Source organism: Oceanisphaera arctica (assembly GCF_002936955.1).
In the GTDB taxonomy this organism is placed as follows: Bacteria; Pseudomonadota; Gammaproteobacteria; order Enterobacterales; family Aeromonadaceae; genus Oceanimonas; species Oceanimonas arctica.
Window position 1 is genome coordinate 1 of sequence record NZ_MPZM01000020.1, and the last position, 19,307, is coordinate 19,307.

Annotated in this window: 19 protein-coding genes and 1 pseudogene; 12 read left to right on the top strand and 8 right to left on the bottom strand. The window is 57.7% G+C overall.

Annotated elements, in window-relative coordinates; all coding sequences use genetic code 11:
- Positions 1–102: 102 nt before the first annotated feature.
- Positions 103–438, top strand: a pseudogene (locus tag UN63_RS17475) (bifunctional adenosylcobinamide kinase/adenosylcobinamide-phosphate guanylyltransferase).
- Between the two features lie 193 nt (positions 439–631).
- On the opposite strand, the gene dxs reads toward UN63_RS17475, so the two are convergent.
- Genes dxs through xseB form a run of 3 tightly spaced genes read right to left on the bottom strand, consistent with a single transcriptional unit; the run spans position 632 to position 3,653 of the window.
- On the bottom strand, positions 632–2,497 hold the full coding sequence (dxs, locus tag UN63_RS10125; protein ID WP_104486641.1) for a 1-deoxy-D-xylulose-5-phosphate synthase: 1,866 nt from the start codon (positions 2,495–2,497) through the stop codon (positions 632–634).
- A gap of 21 nt (positions 2,498–2,518) precedes the next feature.
- On the bottom strand, positions 2,519–3,409 hold the full coding sequence (ispA, locus tag UN63_RS10130; protein WP_229793569.1) for a (2E,6E)-farnesyl diphosphate synthase: 891 nt from the start codon (positions 3,407–3,409) through the stop codon (positions 2,519–2,521).
- Between the two features lies 1 nt (position 3,410).
- A complete protein-coding gene (gene xseB, locus UN63_RS10135; protein ID WP_181068224.1) occupies positions 3,411–3,653 on the bottom strand; it encodes an exodeoxyribonuclease VII small subunit in 243 nt (80 codons plus the stop codon).
- A gap of 317 nt (positions 3,654–3,970) precedes the next feature.
- Here xseB and thiI point away from each other — a divergent pair, with 317 nt between their 5' ends.
- Positions 3,971–5,419, top strand: a complete 1,449-nt coding sequence (gene thiI / locus UN63_RS10140; RefSeq protein WP_104486644.1) for a tRNA uracil 4-sulfurtransferase ThiI — start codon at positions 3,971–3,973, stop codon at positions 5,417–5,419.
- 273 nt (positions 5,420–5,692) lie between these two features.
- On the opposite strand, the gene UN63_RS10145 is transcribed toward thiI, so the two are convergent.
- Complete coding sequence (locus UN63_RS10145) at positions 5,693–6,583, bottom strand: ketopantoate reductase family protein (RefSeq protein WP_104486645.1); 891 nt, start codon at positions 6,581–6,583, stop codon at positions 5,693–5,695.
- Between the two features lie 127 nt (positions 6,584–6,710).
- Here UN63_RS10145 and UN63_RS10150 point away from each other — a divergent pair, with 127 nt between their 5' ends.
- Positions 6,711–7,193, top strand: a complete 483-nt coding sequence (locus tag UN63_RS10150) for a YajQ family cyclic di-GMP-binding protein (protein ID WP_104486646.1) — start codon at positions 6,711–6,713, stop codon at positions 7,191–7,193.
- 197 nt (positions 7,194–7,390) lie between these two features.
- Here UN63_RS10150 and UN63_RS10155 read toward each other — a convergent pair whose 3' ends face one another.
- The 4 genes from UN63_RS10155 to UN63_RS10170 are packed head-to-tail and all read right to left on the bottom strand — an operon-like array spanning position 7,391 to position 11,070.
- Complete coding sequence (locus UN63_RS10155) at positions 7,391–8,764, bottom strand: AmpG family muropeptide MFS transporter (protein ID WP_425320322.1); 1,374 nt, start codon at positions 8,762–8,764, stop codon at positions 7,391–7,393.
- A complete protein-coding gene (locus tag UN63_RS10160; RefSeq protein WP_104486648.1) occupies positions 8,760–9,329 on the bottom strand; it encodes a peptidylprolyl isomerase in 570 nt (189 codons plus the stop codon). The genes UN63_RS10155 and UN63_RS10160 overlap by 5 nt, the downstream gene beginning before the upstream one ends.
- Complete coding sequence (locus UN63_RS10165; RefSeq protein ID WP_104486649.1) at positions 9,330–9,908, bottom strand: YajG family lipoprotein; 579 nt, start codon at positions 9,906–9,908, stop codon at positions 9,330–9,332.
- Between the two features lie 16 nt (positions 9,909–9,924).
- The gene (locus UN63_RS10170; RefSeq protein WP_104486650.1) at positions 9,925–11,070 is read right to left on the bottom strand and encodes a methyltransferase; all 1,146 of its coding nucleotides are present in this window, start codon (positions 11,068–11,070) and stop codon (positions 9,925–9,927) included.
- A gap of 57 nt (positions 11,071–11,127) precedes the next feature.
- On the opposite strand from UN63_RS10170, the gene UN63_RS10175 reads away from it, so the two are divergent.
- From UN63_RS10175 to UN63_RS10215, 9 genes are all read left to right on the top strand, one after another.
- Positions 11,128–11,712 carry an alpha-ketoglutarate-dependent dioxygenase AlkB family protein gene (locus tag UN63_RS10175; protein WP_104486651.1) on the top strand — a complete coding sequence of 195 codons (585 nt, stop codon included), beginning with the start codon at positions 11,128–11,130 and terminating at the stop codon, positions 11,710–11,712.
- Positions 11,713–11,773: 61 nt separating this feature from the next.
- Positions 11,774–12,091: a BolA family protein gene (locus tag UN63_RS10180; RefSeq protein ID WP_104486652.1), complete on the top strand. Its 318-nt coding sequence runs from the start codon at positions 11,774–11,776 to the stop codon at positions 12,089–12,091.
- A gap of 351 nt (positions 12,092–12,442) precedes the next feature.
- On the top strand, positions 12,443–13,786 hold the full coding sequence (locus UN63_RS10185; RefSeq protein ID WP_104486653.1) for a Na(+)-translocating NADH-quinone reductase subunit A: 1,344 nt from the start codon (positions 12,443–12,445) through the stop codon (positions 13,784–13,786).
- Positions 13,787–13,789: 3 nt separating this feature from the next.
- Complete coding sequence (locus tag UN63_RS10190) at positions 13,790–15,028, top strand: NADH:ubiquinone reductase (Na(+)-transporting) subunit B (protein ID WP_104486654.1); 1,239 nt, start codon at positions 13,790–13,792, stop codon at positions 15,026–15,028.
- Positions 15,021–15,791 carry a Na(+)-translocating NADH-quinone reductase subunit C gene (locus UN63_RS10195; protein WP_104486655.1) on the top strand — a complete coding sequence of 257 codons (771 nt, stop codon included), beginning with the start codon at positions 15,021–15,023 and terminating at the stop codon, positions 15,789–15,791. The genes UN63_RS10190 and UN63_RS10195 overlap by 8 nt, the downstream gene beginning before the upstream one ends.
- The gene (locus UN63_RS10200; protein ID WP_104486656.1) at positions 15,784–16,416 is read left to right on the top strand and encodes an NADH:ubiquinone reductase (Na(+)-transporting) subunit D; all 633 of its coding nucleotides are present in this window, start codon (positions 15,784–15,786) and stop codon (positions 16,414–16,416) included. Before UN63_RS10195 ends, UN63_RS10200 begins: the two co-directional genes overlap by 8 nt.
- 3 nt (positions 16,417–16,419) lie before the next feature.
- Positions 16,420–17,016, top strand: coding sequence for an NADH:ubiquinone reductase (Na(+)-transporting) subunit E (gene nqrE / locus UN63_RS10205; RefSeq protein ID WP_104486657.1), 597 nt, complete (start codon positions 16,420–16,422; stop codon positions 17,014–17,016).
- Positions 17,017–17,042: 26 nt separating this feature from the next.
- Positions 17,043–18,266 carry an NADH:ubiquinone reductase (Na(+)-transporting) subunit F gene (nqrF, locus tag UN63_RS10210; protein WP_104486658.1) on the top strand — a complete coding sequence of 408 codons (1,224 nt, stop codon included), beginning with the start codon at positions 17,043–17,045 and terminating at the stop codon, positions 18,264–18,266.
- A gap of 6 nt (positions 18,267–18,272) precedes the next feature.
- On the top strand, positions 18,273–19,307 hold the full coding sequence (locus tag UN63_RS10215; protein WP_104486659.1) for an FAD:protein FMN transferase: 1,035 nt from the start codon (positions 18,273–18,275) through the stop codon (positions 19,305–19,307).

A 19,307-nucleotide genomic window follows, 5' to 3' on the forward strand; every position in this document is an offset into this window, starting at 1 on the left:
CCGCCGCGCCCTCCCTGGCGCGGAGGGTCGGCGGAGCAGATCCCTTCATCCTCCTTGATGCCAGGGAGTCGCCTGTTGGCGTCGTCTATGTAGTGGCACACCATAGAGGCGCCTATCGCTCTTGCTGAAGCACTGGCTGAGCTGCAGGATTACGATGCGGTAATGATAGATTGCCTCACCCTGTGGCTGAGCAACTGTCTGCATCAAGGCAACTAGCCACAACAGCGGCAGGATTTTTTAAACGCGCTGGAAAGTTTTAACGGCGAGCTGATTATCGTGAGTAATGAAGTCGGCATGGGCATAGTACCCTTGGGCGAACTTTCGCGCCGCTTTGTCGATGAAAGCGGCTTCTTGCACCAGGCTGTGGCTGCGAGCTGCCAGCGGGTTATTTTTACTGCGGCAGGCTTGCCACTGGTAATGAAGGGCCCCGGTTTATAAACAGCATGTCTGTAGCCGTCGCTTTAGCCGACGGAGCCTGCGTAGCAGGCCTTTGTTCGCTTGCCAGCTTCTCTGGGCAAACAAAAAAGCGAAGCCGATTGCTTCGCTTTTTGGTCTGGAGTGCTATGCAGGAAGATTCCGGCTCAAGGCCGGAATGACGCATGTATTTTTCCGGAGTGACGTATGTTGAAACTCAGCGCTGCTGATATTCCCGGATGGACTTCACCATGCCGTTGGCATCCAGGCCCAGCTTGGCCAGTATCTGCTGCTGGCTGCCCTGTTCGACAAATACATCGGGCAGGCCCAGGTTCAGTACCGGCACCAGCTTCTTGTGGCGCATCAGGCACTCAACTACTGCCGAGCCGGCGCCGCCCATGATGGCGTTCTCTTCTACCGTTACCAGCAGCTCGTGATCGGCCTGCAATGACAACAGCAGGGCTTCATCCAGCGGCTTCACGAAGCGCATGTCCACCAGGGTGGCGTCCAGTTGCTCGGCGGCCGCTTCAGCCTCAGCCAGCAGGGTGCCAAAGTTCAGCATGGCGACTTTGCTGCCCGTACGAATCGTCCGGCCCTTGCCTAGTTCAAGTGCAGTCATCTGCTTCTGGATCTCGGCACCGCTGCCGTTGCCGCGCGGGTAACGCACCGCCGCTGGTCCCTGATGCTGGTAACCGGTGTAGAGCATCTGCCGACATTCATTTTCGTCCGCCGGCGTCATGATCACCATGTTGGGAATCGTGCGCATAAAGCTCAGATCGTAGGCACCCTGATGGGTGGGGCCGTCGGCACCGACGATGCCGGCCCTGTCGATGGCGAACAGCACGTCCAGGTTCTGCAAGGCGACGTCGTGGATCAGCTGATCGTAGGCTCGCTGCAGGAAGGTGGAGTAAATGGCCACCACCGGCTTTCTGCCTTCGATGGCCATGCCCGCAGCCAGGGTCACCGCGTGTTGTTCGGCGATGGCCACATCGAAATAGCGTTTGGGAAATTCCCGCGAAAAACGCACCAGCCCGGAGCCTTCGCGCATGGCCGGGGTAATGGCCATCAACTGCGGGCAGGCTTTGGCCATGTCACACAGCCAGTTACCGAAAATGGCGGAATAGCTGGGGCCGGAGGAGGGGGCCTTCGGCAGCACGCTTTCGGCCGGATCAAATTTGGGTACACCGTGGTAGCCGATGGGATCCTGCTCGGCTGGCAGATAGCCCTTGCCCTTGCGGGTCATGATATGCAGAAATTGCGGGCCCTTGAGCTTGCGCATGTTGCGCAGGGTCTCGACCAGAGTATTGATGTCGTGGCCGTCGATGGGGCCGACGTAATTGAAGCCGAATTCTTCAAACAAGGTGCCGGGAATGACCATGCCCTTGAGGTGCTCTTCGGTGCGACGGGCCAGCTCCTTCAGCGGTGGTAGTATTTCCAGCGCCTTCTTGCCGCCTTCGCGCAGGCTGCTGTACAGGGAGCCGGACATGATCCGCGCCAGGTGATTGTTGAGTGCGCCGACATTTTCCGAGATAGACATCTCGTTGTCGTTGAGGATCACCAGCATGTCTTTGTGAATGTCGCCGGCGTGGTTCAGGGCTTCGAACGCCATGCCGGCGGTAATGGCACCATCACCGATAATAGCGGCCACCTTGCGGCCTTGCTGCTCCTGGTCGGCGGCGATGGCCATGCCGAGCGCCGCCCCTATGCTGGTGCTGGAGTGACCGACACTCAGGGTGTCGTATTCGCTCTCGTCCCGCCAGGGAAAGGGATGCAGCCCCTGATACTGACGGATGCTGGCCATGCGTTCGCGCCGACCGGTGAGGATCTTGTGCGGATAGGCCTGATGGCCCACATCCCACACCAGGCGGTCGAAGGGGGTGTTATAGACGTAGTGCAGGGCCACGGTCAGCTCTACCACACCGAGGCCGGAGGCCAGATGGCCGCTGCTGCGGCTTACCGAGTGCAGCAGATAGGATCTCAGCTCGTCGCACAGGGCGGGCAGTCGCTCCTTGGGCAGGCTGCGCAGCTCATCGGGCAGGTTGGCCAGCGCCAGGGTCGGGTAATCGGCAATATTCAGACTCATAAGCTTATTATTGTCCTCGCCCTAGTAATCGCGTTTCACGATGTAATGAGCGAATGCTTCCAGTGTTTGAGTAGGATGGGAGATATCAGTCAGCGCCGACAACGCTTGCTGTAGTAATTCGTCCGCAAGCCCACGGGCGCCGTCGAGGCCGAGCAGGGCCGGGTAGGTGCTTTTTTGCTGCACCAGATCCTTGCCCTGGGTTTTGCCCAGGGTCTGGGTGTCGGCGGTGATATCCAGAATATCGTCCTGCACCTGAAACGCCAGGCCGATGGCCTCGGCATAACGGCTGAGCGCGGTCAGGTGCGCTTCCTCCATGTTCTCGGCACAGAGCGCACCCAGACGGACGGCGGCGCGGATGAGTGCCCCTGTCTTGTGACGGTGCAAACTTTCCAGGGTGTCGCGGTCTATGGCTTTGCCTTCGCACTGGATATCCAGCGCCTGGCCGCCGCACATGCCGTTATAGCCGCTGGCTCGGGCCAGCTCCTGCACCATGCGCAACTGGCGTTCGGCACTCAGGCCGTTCTGATGCCGGCTGATCAGCTCGAAGGCCAGCGCCTGCAGGGCGTCACCGGCCAGAATGGCGGTGGCCTCGTCAAAGGCTTTATGCACCGTGGGCTTGCCCCGGCGCAGGTCGTCGTTATCCATGGCCGGCAGATCGTCGTGGATCAGCGAATAGGCGTGAATGCATTCCACTGCGGCGGCGGCGGCGTCCAGCGCCGTGGCATTTGCCTGTCCCAGTACTTCGCCACTGGCATACACCAGCATGGGGCGCACTCTTTTACCGCCCTGCAGCAGGCCGTACTCCATGGCGGCTTTAAGCTCGGGGGCCAGGTGGTCGAGGCCGGAGATGGCCGTGATGAGTACTCGCTCTATACGCTCATGGTAGTGCTGCTGCAATTGAATAAACCCCACCTCAGCGCTCCTCCTGACCAGAAGTAAAGGCCACCAGCTGTTCATCATCCTGCAGCAGTACCTGTACTTGCTGTTCGGCCTGAGTCAGCCGTTGCTGGCCGGCGCGCACCAGTTGAATGCCCCGTTCGAAGGACTTGAGCGACTGTTCCAGGCTCAAGTCACCCTCTTCCAGCTGGTTTACCAGATTTTCCAGTTCTGCGAGGGCGCTTTCAAAATCCATATTTTCAGGTTTTTTGGTAGCCACGGGCATCCTCTGTAATTAGGCGGCAAAATGGGGGGCAATAGTACCATTGCCATCCCGCTTTTGGCGAAACATATAGACTTGGTTGACCGCCGGTCGTGCCTCGGTAAAACATGGGATAAGTGAGGCGTTAGGGGGAAAAACCACACTGAACACGGGGATTTCTGGATGCAGCTGTTTTCCACCTCACGCCTTACTCTTCCCGCCTCACCTCCTGGCAGCCGTCATTATTTGAGCAAAGTCCCGCCATTGTTGTGTATAATGCCGGGCTTTGTTTTTTGTTGTCTTATTTTTTTTGTTGTCCTAGGCGTACCGAATTTATGAAATTTATTATCAAGCTGCATCCAGAAATCACCATCAAGAGCAAGTCGGTGCGCCAGCGCATGAGCAAGATCTTGCAGAGCAATATTCGTAATGTGCTCAAGCCTCTGGATGAAAACATCAAGATCCGGTCCGACTGGGACAAGTTGATCGTACGTACCAATATTTTTACCGAATCTCACCGTCTGGCCCTGATCGAGTTATTGGCCTGTATTCCGGGTATTCAGTCGTTTCTGGAAGTGGTGGAGCATAAAGTTGAGTCACTGGACGAGATCCTGACCCTGACTCAGGAGATGTTTGGTGACCAGCTGGCCGGCAAGACCTTCTGCGTGCGCGCCAAGCGCCGTGGTCAGCAGTCGTTCAGCTCGCTGGATGTGGAGCGTTACGTGGGTGGCGGCCTGAATCAGCGTTGCGAAACCGGTGGGGTGAAGCTGAAAAATCCGGATATTCAGGTCAACCTGGAGCTGGACGGCGAACGCCTCTATCTGATCAGCCAGCAGCATGCGGGCCTGGGGGGCTACCCTATCGCCACCCAGGAAAGCGTGCTCAGCCTGATGTCCGGCGGTTACGACTCCGGGGTCTCGTCCTATCAGTTCATCAAGCGCGGCAGCCGGGTCCATTACTGCTTCTTCAACCTCGGTGGAGCGGAGCACGAGGCGGGCGTACGCGAGGTGGTGTACTACCTGTGGAAGAAATTCGGCTCATCGCACCGGGTCAAGTTTATCTCGGTTCCCTTCGAGGAAGTGGTCGGCGAAATACTGGAGAAGGTCGATAACGGCCATATGGGCGTAGTGCTGAAGCGGATGATGATGCGCGCTGGTGCCGCCGTGGCCGAGAAGCTGGCGATCAACGCCTTGGTCACCGGTGAGTCCATGGGCCAGGTGTCCAGCCAGACGGTCACCAACCTCAACGTGATCGACCGGGTTACCGATACCCTGATACTGCGACCGCTGATTGCCGCCGACAAGCAGGATATCATCGATATTGCCCGCAAGATTGGCACCGCCACCTATGCCGAAAAAATGCCGGAATATTGCGGTGTTATTTCTCAGAGCCCCACCATCAAGGCGAAGCTGGGCAAGGTGGAGCATGAAGAAACCAACTTCGATTTTGCCGTGCTCGACACGGCCATTCAGGCCGCCTTTGTGGAAGACGTGCGCAAGTTGGAACAGAAGTGGGAATTGCCGGAAGTGGAGTTCAGCCAGGGTGAGGATCTGGCCGAGGTGATCCTCGACATTCGCTCTCCGGAAGAAGAAGAAGAGGCGCCGCTGACAGTACCCGGTCATAAAGTCGTTACCATGCCGTTTTTCAAGCTGTCGAGCCAGTTTACCGAGCTGGATTCGGACAAGACCTATCTGTTGTATTGCGCCCGTGGGGTCATGAGCCGTTTGCAGGCTATCCATCTCAAGGAGCAGGGCTTCGATAACGTCAAGGTGTACAAGCCTTAACAGCAGCTTAAAGCGGTAAGCTATAAGTTGTAAGTAAAACAGAAAACGCTGACACCCCACCCAGCCTCCCCCTGGCGACACCCCGCTGTGTTGCCTGTTTCCCCACTGTTTAGGGGGAGGAGCAGAACGACGCCGATTTTTGAATCCGGTGCCGTTTTTCTCCCTCCCCTTTAACGCTGCATCAATAGAAGAGCCGTGGGGTGCAACGCAAGGGGAGGGTGGGGGGTGGGGTTTCTGTTGGTTCAATTGTCTCACCCCTCACACTCCCTCGTCTTATCCGCCCCGACGTTTTATTTCCTGATAAAGCTGGCTGCTGACCGGTACCGGCTGTGTGCCCGCATGGGCCAGGATATAACCGGTGATGTATTCATTCTCGGTTTTTCGGCCGTGGATAAGATCCTGGTGCATGGACGAATAATTAGTAGCGGTGAGTTCAATCACCTGCTGCAGACGTCGGCGGAAATCTTTTTGCTCCTCGGTGTCGCCGAGGTTCGCCATGACCTGAAACACCTCTTCACTCAGTTGTTCCAGCACATCGGCATAGCGGGGCTCCAGCAGCTGGCCGTTGTAGATATTGTTGCAGGCGGTCAGCGGGTTGATCACCGCATTAATGGCCAACTTGCGCCGCTGGTGTAGCGTAATGTCGTTACTCCACTCTGCATGCCCCAGCGCCGCCGCCAGCGGCTTGACCAGATGAGCCCAGGATTTGGCGGCTTCATTCTGCGGCCCCAGCCAGGTTTCGCCCTTGCCGGTATGACGCACCAGCCAGTCGCCTTCTTTCATGGCACCGTGGCTGCTGACGCCGGCAATCAGCGGGTTGTGGGGAAACAGTTCCTGTACCTGCTCTGCCACGCCCAGGCCATTATGAAACAGAATGATGGGCGTAGTGGTCGGCAGCCCTTGCAGCCCTTTTAATGCTTCCAGCACCTGATAGGCCTTGGTGAATACCAGTAGACACTCCACCTGCCGGGCCTGCTCGGGAAAGCGGGGCTGGCTCTGGATCAGCTCATGGCGACCACTGAGGGTGATCAGGTCCAGGCTGGGATGAAAATGGCCGCGGTGACGCGCCGACAACATGAAGCTGACCCGCTCGCCTCGCTGGCGCAGCAGACCTGCCATTACACAACCCAGGGCGCCAGCCCCGAGAATGGTCCATTCCGTCATCACTCTATCCCCTGAATTTTGTTATTATTACTCTTTGTTTGAGCCTATACGTTAGCCGTGAAGCGTCGTTGTTACCAGTGTGTTTTTTTGTCGCTACCGGTTAACAAAACCGTTTAAAGGAGTCAGGATGCCGTCTTTTGATATTGTGTCTGAAGTTGAGATGAATGAAGTGCGCAACGCGGTGGAAAACGCCAATCGGGAGCTGGATACTCGTTTCGATTTTCGCGGGGTCGAAGCCAGCTTCGAACTGAAAGACGAGAAGGTGAAACTGAGTGCCGATGCGGAGTTTCAGCTGCAGCAGATGCGGGATATGCTGCGGGGGGCCTTGATCAAGCGGGGCATCGACACCCGGGTGCTGGATCCGGGTAGCATAGTGCGCTCGGGCAAGCGTCATATTCAGGAGCTGGGTTTCATGCAGGGAATCGACAGCGCTCTCGCCAAGAAGCTGGTCAAGCAGATCAAGGACAGTAAAATCAAGGTGCAGGCGTCCATTCAGGGTGAGCAGCTGCGGGTTACCGGCAAGAAGCGTGACGATCTGCAGCAGGTGATGGCACTGCTGCGCCAGGGCGAGCAAGAGCAGCCGCTGCAGTTCAACAACTTCCGCGATTGATTGAATAGCGCCGAGCATTCGGCGCCCGGCACGAATACTGGCATATAGCACGAATGTAGTCGCGTGCTTTAGCCGCGAAATCCGGCAACGCCGGATCCCATGCACAGGTTCATCCCTGTACGATGAATAGAGCAGGGATGTGGCTACGCCACATTGCGAAGCTGAAGCATCGCCTACATCCGTGCAGTATGTTGGTCTTATAGGTTTTGTTGGGCGCTGGGCGCTGTTTTCCCCACCTTTCTGATCAACCACAGCACCGGCAGGCCGATGGCGGCGGAGCCGACAAAGAAGGTCGCATAGCCGTAGGCGTCCACCGCCATGCCCGAGAAGCCGGCCAGAAACTTGGGCAGCAGCATCATCACCGAGCTGAACAGCGCATACTGGGTGGCGGAAAAAGCTACGTTGGTCAGGCTGGACAGATAGGTGATAAAGGCGGCGGTGGCGATACCGGCACTGAGGTTGTCCAGCGAGATGATCAGCGTAAGCAGCCGCACATCCGGGCCCATCTGACTCATCAGCGCAAACATCAGGTTGGTGCCTGCCGCTAGTACCGCCCCCAGCATCAGGATGCGCAGGGTGCCGAAACGACTGACCATGATGCCACCCACAGCCGCACCCACCAGGGTCATGATGACCCCGTACACCTTGGTCACGGTGGCAATCTGCGACTTGCTGAAGCCCATGTCCACATAGAAGGGATTGGCCATGACGCCCATCACCACATCCGACACCCGGTAACAGGCGATCAACGCCAGTATCACCAGCGCCTGTCGGCCGAAGCGATGAAAGAACTCGGCAAAGGGCGCCACCACGGCACTGGCGAAAAAGGCCATCAGGCCGGCCAGAAAACGAGGGTAGCCTCTGTCTATCAGTTGCCGGCGATGGTCGGCCTGCTCCTGCTGTTGCTGGCGCAAGTCGACCTCGGGCTCGTGCAGCAGCAGGCAGGTGATCACCCCCACCAGCATAAAACCCATCATGCACAGGTAGGCGGCTTGCCAGCCGACGGGGTCGTAACCCAGATCGGAACCGGCCCAGGCGGCAATGGCCAGGGCACCGGCGCCGGCCATGATCATCGCCAGTCGGTAGCCGGTCATGTAGGCGGCGGCCAGAGCCCCCTGCAGCCGTTCCGGCGCGGACTCGATGCGATAGGCATCGATGACAATGTCTTGCGTTGCCGAGGCGAAGGCCACGGCCAGTGCAAAGAGCGCCAGATTAACCATCTGGGTGGTCGGATCGGAATAAGCCATGCCGGCCAGCGCCGCCATGATGATCAGCTGAGACAACAGCATCCAGCTGCGGCGACGCCCCATGCGGCGTGACAACCAGGGCAGGGGCAGGCGATCGACCAGCGGCGACCAGAGCCACTTTACCCCGTAGGCCAGGGCAACCCAGCTGAAAAAACCGATGCTGGTGCGGCTGACGCCGGCTTCTCGCAGCCAGAACGACAGGGTGCCGAACACCAGCAGCAGCGGTAGGCCGGAAGAAAAGCCCAAGGCACACAGGGTCAGCACCCGGCGCTCGGCATAGAGCGCCAGTTGCTGTGTCCATCTGCCTTTACTCAAGACGTTAATGCGCCGCTCCGGCGTCATCCAGTCGGCGAACCTGTTGCAATATTATGTCCTGCTCCGGCACGTCCCGCGCCCGCAGCTTGAGGTTCATGCCGGTAGGGACCTGCGCCATCTTCTGCAGCACCTGCTCGCCGTTTATCACCTTGCCAAACACGGTGTAACCGGCTTTGCGGCCGCCATCGAGTGAATGGTTGTCGCTGAGGTTGATATAAAACTGGCGGGTGGCGCTGTCGGGATCCTGGGTGCGGGCCATGGCGATGGTGCCGGTCAGGTTCGACAGGCCATTGCCGGACTCGTTGATCACGGGGGCGTAGGTCGGCAAGGATTCATGGTCGGTATTGAAGCCACCGCCCTGAACCACAAAGCCCGGGATCAGCCGGTGAAAAATACTGTTGTTATAGCTGCCGTCATCCACATAGCGCAGAAAATTGGCCACGGAGGCGGGCGCGGCGGTGTCGTTCAGCTCGACTTCCAGCGTGCCCAGGTTGGTGACCAGCTCGACGCGGGGGCCGGCCAGCGCAGAGCCGGCCATCAACAGCCCGGCGGCCAGCAAGATAAAACGCTTCATTTAGTTACCCCCGATAAATTGCTGTACGTCGCGGTCGGCCAGCATGTCCTGCATCAGTAGCGACAGCTGTTCGTTCAAGGCTTCTTTTACCTTGTCCAGCTCCGGATGCAGACGACCGGGAAACTCGGCCTGGGCGCTGCGGCGATACTGTTTGGTGATGGTGCGGCCATCGCGCTTCAGGGTCAGCTGTATGCGCAGCTGTTGCACCACGTCGTAGCTGATGTGACCGCGGATCACCCGGGCCAGCACTTCCTGCAGTTCCAGTTCTACCTGGGTGCGGGCGCCGTTCTCGATAAAGGCGCCCTGGGTGCTCAGGCCCTGAGCCAGCGCCTGTTCCATCTGTACCTTGAGGTTGTTGCTGGCGCCCACCACGACCGGGGCCTTGCCTTTTTGCTCTATCTGAATGATGTAGTCGTTCTTGCGGCCGTCCTGGCTGCTGAGCGACACCGGCTGACCCCGGTAAACGCCGCCATTGGTCTGTACCGTGGGGCTGACATCAACCGCGATGGGATAGTAGCTGGCGCAGGCAGTCAGGCTCAGGGCCAACATGCCGGTCATTAACCATTTGATTAATTTCATGAAAAAATCCTTTAATTCAGAGTTTAGTGGCTTTGAGAATAACGAATTTGCGGTTGGATGCCACCACCCGTTGATTACCGAACAGACGCTTCAGCTTCTGATGGTAATCAAGATGACGGTTGGCTACCAGCAGCAAGTGGCCGCCGTGGCGAAGTACCCGTTTGGCATCGACAAACATTTGCCAGGCGATATGGTCGGTAATGGCCTGTTGCTGGTGAAACGGCGGGTTGCACAGTATCAGATCGGCGCTGTCGGCGGCCACGCCGTCGAGACAGTTATTGACCATGAAGCGGGCTCGGGACTCGGCCTCGGGCAGGTTTTCGCTCACGTTGAGGCGGGCGCTGGCCATGGCCATATAAGACTCGTCCACGAAGGTGACCTGTGCTTCGGGGTTGCGCGCCAGGGCCATCAGCCCCAATACCCCGTTGCCGCAGCCCAGATCGATGATTCGTCCCGGGTAGTTGGCGGGCAGGTGCTCAAGCATGAAGCGGGCGCCGATATCGAGGCTGGCGCGAGAAAACACGTTAGCATGGTTGTGAATGGTAAAATCGGTGCCTTCCAGCGGCCACGACAGGGGGGCGGGTAGTGGCGTCGGGCGCTTGTCCGAGTCCGGCCGGCAGAAGATCAGCCGGGCCTTTTTTCTGGCCAGGCTGGTATGGGTTGGGCCGATATAGTGCTCGAACAGTTTAAGAGTCGAGCTGTGAATGTCTCTGGCCTTGGCGCCTGCTATAAGAAGGGTCTGCGGCCCCATTACCCGACTCAGGACGGCCAGCTGATATTCCAGCATGGCGTTGGTCTTGGGCAGCTTCATTAGCACCAGCCCCGGCGCCTGTTCGTCAGAACCTGGCCAGTCGGACAGGCTGTTCAGCGGCTGCCAGCCCGGCTCGAGGCTGTTGTCCCGGGCGTTGGCGGCCAGCGCCAGCTCGGAGACGCGCGAGTCGGTGAAGCTGCAGGGGCTGTGGTGATGCAGCGCCAGGGTGAGGGCGCCGAAACCGTCGTTGAGGATCAGCAGGGGAGCGCTCTGGTCCCACTCCCGAGTCATCAGCTCGGTTATGATATATTCATCGGCCGCATCCCAGGCTTGCAGGCTGTGCTGAACAGAGCGAGGGTAGCGCTGCAGCTGCAGCTCGCCACCCTGGGGTAGGGGAAGGTGGTGATTCATGATGCGATGGCCCGACAGAAAAAAGAGGCATTTTAGCAGCTAATAGAGGAAAGCAGTATGGAGCTGTGGGTCGAACCGCCCCAATGGATATCCCTGCCTCAGGGTCGGCTGCTGTGGTGGCCGGATGCCTTCCAGCCTGAGGCGGACGCCTGGTTCGGGCAGCTGCAGGCCGAGATCCCCTGGCAGCAGCACCGGCTGACATTGTTTGGGCGTGAACACGACGAACCCCGGCTGTCTTGCTGGATGGGGGAGGCGGCCTACCGTTATTCCGGCAAGACCCGTGAACCCGAAGCCTGGCATCCGCTGGTGAACGAGATTCGACAGCAGGTGCAGGGTATCTGTGAGCAGCCTTTCAACGGCGTCTTGCTCAACCTGTACCGTCATGGCCGGGACAGCATGGGCTGGCATGCAGACAACGAGCCCGAGCTGGGGCCAAACCCGGTCATTGCCTCGGTCAGCCTGGGCGCGACGCGGCGCTTCCTGTTACATCACCGAAACGGCGAGCGCCGCCAGCTGCAGCTGAGCCATGGCAGTCTGCTGGTGATGGCGGGCGAAATGCAGCATCATTGGCAGCATGCCTTGCCCAGAATCGGGGCCGCAGACACGGCACGCATCAACCTGACCTTTCGGTACTTGGTGTAGAGGAGTGAGGGGGATTACCCTCACGATTTTTGCGTTATTGTCATTTACTCAGGAGTTCCTTATGTCGATACAGAGCCTTATCGAAAGCAAGGTGCAGGCGGCACTGACGCCTGTGCATCTGGAAGTGATCAACGAAAGCTACATGCACCGGGTGGCACCGGGCTCCGAGACCCACTTCAAGCTGGTGGTGGTCAGCGAGCAGTTCGAAGGTCAGCGGCTGCTGGCCCGGCACCGGGCCCTGAATACGCTGCTGGCCGACGAACTGGCCGGCGGCGTGCATGCCCTGGCGCTGCATACCCTGACCCCCGCCGAGTGGCAGACGCGCCAGAGTGTGCTCGACAGCCCCGCCTGTCGCGGTAAGGGTGGCGTGTCGGCCTGACACGGATGTTATCCGCCATTGAGCGTTTTGTTACACCTTGAGTCGTGAACACCATGTGGTTGCCATGAGTGCCAGGCATAAAAATAACCGAATATCATGGTCTTATTTTTTTTGGCGAAACTTTGAACAACCTGGCTTTACCGAAAGAGACGGTAAATTTTGGTAATTGCCATGGCAGCCGCCGCGTTAAAAGTGCTAGAATTATGCGCCTTTTATATCGGGCTGGATGTTACCGGACTGTAGTCATGCTGTTTCAACACGATAGAGGCAGACCGGTAGCGACTCATCAGCATGTTGTCATGTCTGACATGGCAAGTACCTGTCTTCCCCTAACAAGTAGTGCAAGTGAGTATGATTACAATTAAAAAAGGACTGGACCTCCCGATTTCCGGGACCCCAGAGCAAGTAATCTACGATGGTCCTGCCATCAAACGTGTTGCTACGCTGGGCGAGGAGTTTGTGGGCATGCGCCCTACCATGCACGTCAAGGTAGAGGATCGTGTCAAAAAAGGTCAGGTGATCTTCGAAGACAAGAAGAACCCGGGCGTTAAGTTCACAGCTCCTGCCGGCGGCACCGTGGTTGAAATCAACCGTGGCGCCAAACGCGTACTGCAATCAGTCGTGATTGCGGTCGATGACAGCGAAGATCAGATTACTTTTTCAAAATACGCTTCTGCTGAACTTTCCAAACTGGAACCTGATACCGTTCGCGAACAGCTGGTTGAATCCGGCCTGTGGACGGCGCTGCGCACCCGCCCCTTCAGCAAGGTGCCGGCTATCGGTTCTACCCCACGCTCCATCTTCGTCACCGCCATGGACTCCAATCCATTGAGCGCGAACGCCGAGTTGATCATCAAGGAAAATGCCCAGGCATTTACCGATGGTCTGCAGGTGTTGAGCCGGTTGACCGAAGGTCAGGTGCATGTCTGTAAGGGCGAAGGCAGCCTGCCTCAGGCTCAGGCTGGTAACATCACCGAACAGGTGTTCGGTGGCGTGCATCCAGCCGGTCTGCCAGGCACCCACATTCACTTTATCGATCCTATCGTGCCCGGTAAGGTGGTCTGGTATATCAACTACCAGGATGTGATTGCCTTCGGCAAACTGTTCACCACCGGTGAGCTGTTTACCGATCGCGTTGTCGCCTTGGGTGGCCCCGTGGTACAGAAGCCTCGTCTGCTGCGTACCCGCATCGGTGCTTCTGTGAGCGAACTGACCACCGGTGAGCTGCAGGATGGTGAGAACCGTGTTATTTCCGGTTCTGTGCTGTACGGCACCACTGCCAATGGTCCTCATGCCTATCTGGGTCGTTATCACCTGCAGATATCGGTACTGGCCGAAGGTCGCGAAAAAGAATTTCTGGGCTGGCTTGCGCCGGGTGCCAATAAATTCTCTGTGACCCGCGCCTACCTGAGTCATTTGACCAAGGGTAAGCTGTTCGACCTGACCACCACCACCAACGGCTCTGCCCGTGCAATGGTACCCATCGGTAACTATGAGCGCATTATGCCGCTGGATATTCTGCCGACTCTGTTGCTGCGTGATCTGTTGTCCAACGATACCGAAAGCGCCCAGACCATGGGCTGCATGGAGCTGGATGAAGAAGATCTGGCACTGTGTACCTATGTGTGTCCGGGCAAATACGATTATGGCCAGGCCTTGCGCAAGTGTCTGACCACGATTGAGCTAGAGGGCTAAGTAATGAGCTTGAAACACACTCTGGAAAAGCTCGAGCACCATTTCGAGCCGGGTGGAAAATACGAGAAGTTTTACGCCCTGTATGAAGCGGTTGCCACCGTGCTCTATACCCCGGGCATGGTTACCCGCAACGCCTCTCATGTGCGCGACAGTATCGATCTGAAGCGCATCATGATCATGGTGTGGATGGCGACCTTTCCGGCCATGTTCTTCGGTATGTACAACTCAGGCGGGCAGACCATCAATGCCCTGATGAACATGTACAGCCCGGCTGATCTGGCGTCGGTCATCGACGGTAACTGGCGTTATGGTCTGGCACAGAGCCTGGGTGCAACCCTGGGTGACGGTGCCGGCTGGGGCAGCAAGATGCTGCTGGGCGCGACTTACTTCCTGCCTATCTACCTGACGGTGTTCATCGTCGGTGGTTTCTGGGAAGTGCTGTTCGCCACCGTACGCAAGCATGAAGTGAACGAAGGCTTCTTCGTGACCTCTGTGCTGTTCGCGCTGATTGTGCCCTCGACTCTGCCCCTGTGGCAGGCGGCGCTGGGTATTACCTTCGGCGTGGTGATGGCCAAGGAAATCTTCGGCGGCACCGGTAAAAACTTCCTCAACCCGGCTTTGGCCGGTCGTGCTTTCCTGTTCTTCGCCTATCCGGCCGAGATTTCAGGTGACACCGTCTGGACCGCCGTTGACGGCTTCTCCGGCGCTACCGCTCTGGGCCAGTGGGCTTCTGGTGGTCAGGCGGCGCTGATGGATGCCAACACCGGTTCCATGATCAGCTGGATGGATGCCTTTATCGGTAACATTCAGGGCTCGATTGGTGAAGTGTCTACCCTGGCGATTCTGCTGGGCGGCCTCTTCATCATCTACATGGGTATTGCCTCCTGGCGTATCGTGGCGGGCGTGATGATCGGCATGATTGCCACCGCAACCCTGTTCAACTTCCTCGGCTCCGATACCAACGCCATGTTCAGCATGCCCTGGTACTGGCACCTGGTGGTGGGCGGCTTTGCCTTCGGCATGATGTTTATGGCAACCGACCCGGTATCCGCTTCCTTTACCAATAAAGGTAAATGGTGGTACGGCGCCCTGATCGGCGTCATGGTGGTCTTGATCCGAGTGGTCAACCCGGCCTTCCCCGAAGGCATGATGCTGGCCATCCTGTTCGCCAACCTGTTCGCTCCCTTGTTTGACCACTTCGTGGTGCAGGCTAACATCAAACGGAGACTGGCTCGTGGCTAAGAAAGAATCTGTCGGCAGAACCTTTGCCGTAATCGGCGTCTTGTGTCTGGTGTGTTCTGTGGTGGTATCCGGTGCAGCAGTTTTGCTGAAACCGACCCAGCAGCGTAACCAGGCCCTGGACGTACAGACCAATATCGTCGACGTGGCGGGTCTGGGTCGTGCCAATGTGGCCGAAAACTACGAACGCTTCATCGATGCCCGCTTGTTGAACCTGGCTACCGGTGAGTTCTCGGACAAATCGGTACAAGGCTACAACCAGCGCAATGCCGCCAAGGATCCCGCGACCAGCGTCAAGCTGAGTCAGAGTGACGATCCGGCGAGCATTCGTCGCCGCGCCAATCTGGTGCCGGTATACATGGCCAAAGATGAAGACGGCAACCTGGACAGCATAATACTGCCCATTCATGGTCAGGGCCTCTGGTCTACCATGTACGCCTTCGTCGCCGTTGCACCCGATGGCAACACCATCAAGGGCATTACCTACTACGAGCAGGGTGAAACGCCCGGACTCGGCGGTGAGGTGGAAAACCCGAACTGGCGTGCCCAGTTTGTCGGCAAGAAGCTGTTTGATGAAAACGGCAAGCCGGCCCTGAAAGTGGTGAAAGGTGGCGCGCCCGAAGGTGCTCCTTCCAGTGTAGATGGCCTGTCTGGCGCTACCCTGACCTCCAACGGCGTGCAACACACCTTTGAATTCTGGCTGGGTGAGCAAGGCTTCGGTCCTTTCCTGGCGAAGGTTCGTAAAGGAGAGCTGAACAATGGCTGATAAAGCTGAAATGAAAAAGGTTCTGTTCGGACCTATCATCGGCAATAACCCCATTGCGTTGCAGGTGCTGGGCATCTGTTCCGCACTGGCGGTTACTTCACAGATGCAGACCGCATTCGTGATGTCACTGGCGGTAATCGCGGTAACGGCTTTCTCGAACCTGTTTATCTCGCTGGTGCGCAATCAGATCCCCAACTCGGTGCGAATTATCGCCCAGATGGCGATTATCGCCTCTCTGGTTATCGTGGTGGATCAGATCCTCAAGGCCTATGCCTACGAAATATCCAAGCAGCTGTCGGTATTTGTTGGTTTGATCATCACCAACTGTATCGTAATGGGTCGTGCCGAAGCCTATGCCATGAAGAGCCCGCCCATGATGTCCTTCCTGGACGGCATCGGTAACGGCCTGGGCTACGGCCTGATCCTGCTGGTGGTGGCGACCATCCGTGAACTGTTCGGTTCCGGCACCTGGTTCGGCATCGAAATACTGCCGCTGATCAAGAACGGTGGCTGGTATCAGGCCAACGGCCTGCTGCTGTTGCCCCCAAGCGCCTTCTTCATCATCGGTGGCATTATCTGGGTACTGCGTACCATGCGTCCGGAACAGGTGGAGGCGAAGGAGTAATAGATGGAACATTTTCTGAGTTTGTTTGTTCGTGCCGTCTTCATCGAAAACCTGGCTCTGGCCTTCTTCCTGGGGATGTGTACCTTCCTGGCGGTGTCCAAGAAGGTCAAGACCTCGTTCGGTCTGGGTGTAGCGGTTGTAGTGGTACTGACCATTGCGGTACCGGTCAATAACCTGATCTACAACTTCATCCTGAAAGACGGCGCCCTGGCCGAAGGGGTTGATCTGAGCTTCCTGAACTTCATTACCTTTATCGGGGTAATTGCGGCTCTGGTTCAGATCCTGGAGATGCTGCTGGACAAGTTTTTTCCTGCACTTTACAACGCGCTGGGTATCTTCCTGCCGTTGATTACCGTGAACTGCGCCATCTTCGGTGGTGTGTCGTTCATGGTGCAGCGGGACTACAACTTCGCCGAGTCCATCGTGTACGGCTTTGGCTCCGGTATTGGCTGGATGCTGGCAATCGTCTTGCTGGCCGGTCTGCGTGAGAAAATGAAGTATTCAGATGTACCTGACGGTCTGCGTGGCTTGGGGATCACCTTTGTCTCTGCCGGTCTGATGGCGCTTGGCTTCATGTCTTTCTCTGGCATATCCCTGTAAACCCAGTGATAGAAAAGGAATAATCGATGGAAATCATTCTAGGCGTGGTCATGTTCACCGTGATCGTGCTGGTCCTGGTAAGCATTATCCTGTTTGCCAAGTCCAAGCTGGTCGCGGAAGGGGATGTGACTATCAGCATCAACGGCGATCCCGACAAGGCGATCACCACGGGTGCCAGCGGCAAGCTGCTGGGCGCCCTGGCGGCCAACGGCATCTTCGTCTCTTCTGCCTGTGGCGGCGGCGGTACCTGTGGTCAGTGTCGGGTGCGCATCCTGGAGGGGGGCGGTGAAATACTGCCGACCGAACAGGATCACATCTCCAAGCGCGAGGCCCGTGAGGGCGAGCGTCTGTCTTGTCAGGTCAACGTCAAGCAGGACATGAATATCGAGCTGCCGGAAGAAGTATTCGGTATCAAGAAGTGGGACTGTGAAGTTATCTCCAACGATAACAAGGCCACCTTCATCAAGGAACTGAAGCTGAAGATCCCCAACGGCGAAAGCGTGCCTTTCCGTGCCGGTGGTTATATTCAGATTGAAGCGCCGGCTCACCACATCCAGTACAAAGACTTCGATGTGCCCGAGGAATACCGGGAAGACTGGGACAAGTTCAAGATCTTCGAGCTGGAGTCCAAGGTAGACGAGGAAACCATCCGCGCCTACTCCATGGCCAACTATCCGGAAGAAGAAGGCATCATCATGCTCAACGTGCGGATTGCGACCCCGCCGCCACGTAACTGGAGCGCGCCTCCGGGCAAGATGTCTTCCTACATCTGGTCCCTGAAGCCGGGTGACAAGGCCACCATTTCCGGTCCCTTTGGCGAGTTCTTCGCCAAGGACACCGACGCCGAGATGGTATTTATCGGCGGTGGTGCCGGTATGGCGCCGATGCGTTCGCACATCTTCGACCAGCTCAAGCGCCTGAACTCCAAGCGCAAGATCAGCTTCTGGTACGGTGCTCGTTCACGTCGTGAAATGTTCTACGTGGAAGACTTCGACGGTCTGCAGGAACAGTGTGATAACTTCAAGTGGCATGTTGCACTGAGTGACGCGCTGCCGGAAGACAACTGGACCGGCCACACCGGCTTTATCCATAACGTGCTGTATGAAAACTATCTGCGGGATCACGACGCGCCCGAAGACTGTGAATACTACATGTGTGGTCCGCCTGTGATGAACGCTGCCGTCATCAACATGCTCAAGGATTTGGGTGTGGAAGAAGACAACATTCTGCTGGATGACTTTGGTGGTTAAACACTGATGAGTTCTTATGTAATCAAATGGCTGGCCCCCCTGGGGCTGGCCTTTTTATTGGTCGCCTGTAAACCGGCGGTGGTCGAACATTCACAACAGCATCTGACCGGGAACACCATGGGCACCTACTACTCCATCAAGGTAGTGGATGTCGATGAATCCCGGGCCCATGCGCTGCAGACGGAAATCGATCGCCGTCTGGAACAGCTTAACGATCAGATGTCGACCTACCGGGAAGACTCGGAGCTGAGCCGCTTCAACCGGCATCAGGGGCCGGACCCTTTTCCTGTGTCTGCCGACACAGCCCGCGTGGTGACGGCGGCGTTGCAGCTGGGACGAATGACTGACGGTGTGCTGGACGTCACCGTCGGTCCGCTGGTCAACCTGTGGGGCTTCGGTCCCGACGCCAGGCCGAGCCGGATACCCAGTCTGCAGCTGCTGGCCGAGACCCGTGCTCGTACCGGACTGCAGTACCTGCGGGTGGGCATCGACAGTGAGGCGGAGTATCTGTACAAGCAGCTGCCCGAGCTTTACGTTGACCTGTCGTCCATCGCCAAGGGCTTCGGGGTGGACATGGTGTCCGAGTACCTGAGTGAAGAGGGGGTGACCGATCACTTGGTGGAAATCGGAGGCGAGGTGCGGCTCAGTGGTCTCAATAGTCACGGTCAGTCCTGGACCATAGCGGTGGAAAAACCGGGACCCGGTACCGGCTCGGTGCAACAGGTGATTGCGGTGGGCAACAGCAGCGTGGCGACCTCTGGCGACTATCGAAACTACTACGAACTGGACGGGCGACGGTTGTCTCATACCGTCAACCCGAAGACCGGCCAGCCCATTACCCATCAGCTGGCGTCGGTGACAGTGATTCATCCATCCTGTATGATCGCCGATGGATTGGCGACCGCGCTGACGGTCATGGGGCCTGAGCAGGCACTGGCGTTTGCCGAGCAACACCGGCTGGCGGTGTATCTGCTGACCAAGACGGAAGATGGCTTCAGAGTGGACATGACCAGCGCCTTCAAGAAGTATTCAAGAGGTTGA

Excerpts from the sequence above, each read along its gene's own strand:
- dxs (WP_104486641.1), bottom strand. The coding sequence starts at position 2,497 with ATGAGTCTGAATATTGCCGATTACCCGACCCTGGCGCTGGCCAACCTG.
- thiI (WP_104486644.1), top strand. The coding sequence starts at position 3,971 with ATGAAATTTATTATCAAGCTGCATCCAGAAATCACCATCAAGAGCAAG.
- UN63_RS10145 (WP_104486645.1), bottom strand. The coding sequence starts at position 6,583 with ATGACGGAATGGACCATTCTCGGGGCTGGCGCCCTGGGTTGTGTAATG.
- UN63_RS10150 (WP_104486646.1), top strand. The coding sequence starts at position 6,711 with ATGCCGTCTTTTGATATTGTGTCTGAAGTTGAGATGAATGAAGTGCGC.
- UN63_RS10160 (WP_104486648.1), bottom strand. The coding sequence starts at position 9,329 with ATGAAGCGTTTTATCTTGCTGGCCGCCGGGCTGTTGATGGCCGGCTCT.
- UN63_RS10165 (WP_104486649.1), bottom strand. The coding sequence starts at position 9,908 with ATGAAATTAATCAAATGGTTAATGACCGGCATGTTGGCCCTGAGCCTG.
- UN63_RS10170 (WP_104486650.1), bottom strand. The coding sequence starts at position 11,070 with ATGAATCACCACCTTCCCCTACCCCAGGGTGGCGAGCTGCAGCTGCAG.
- UN63_RS10175 (WP_104486651.1), top strand. The coding sequence starts at position 11,128 with ATGGAGCTGTGGGTCGAACCGCCCCAATGGATATCCCTGCCTCAGGGT.
- UN63_RS10180 (WP_104486652.1), top strand. The coding sequence starts at position 11,774 with ATGTCGATACAGAGCCTTATCGAAAGCAAGGTGCAGGCGGCACTGACG.
- UN63_RS10185 (WP_104486653.1), top strand. The coding sequence starts at position 12,443 with ATGATTACAATTAAAAAAGGACTGGACCTCCCGATTTCCGGGACCCCA.
- UN63_RS10190 (WP_104486654.1), top strand. The coding sequence starts at position 13,790 with ATGAGCTTGAAACACACTCTGGAAAAGCTCGAGCACCATTTCGAGCCG.
- UN63_RS10200 (WP_104486656.1), top strand. The coding sequence starts at position 15,784 with ATGGCTGATAAAGCTGAAATGAAAAAGGTTCTGTTCGGACCTATCATC.
- nqrE (WP_104486657.1), top strand. The coding sequence starts at position 16,420 with ATGGAACATTTTCTGAGTTTGTTTGTTCGTGCCGTCTTCATCGAAAAC.
- nqrF (WP_104486658.1), top strand. The coding sequence starts at position 17,043 with ATGGAAATCATTCTAGGCGTGGTCATGTTCACCGTGATCGTGCTGGTC.
- UN63_RS10215 (WP_104486659.1), top strand. The coding sequence starts at position 18,273 with ATGAGTTCTTATGTAATCAAATGGCTGGCCCCCCTGGGGCTGGCCTTT.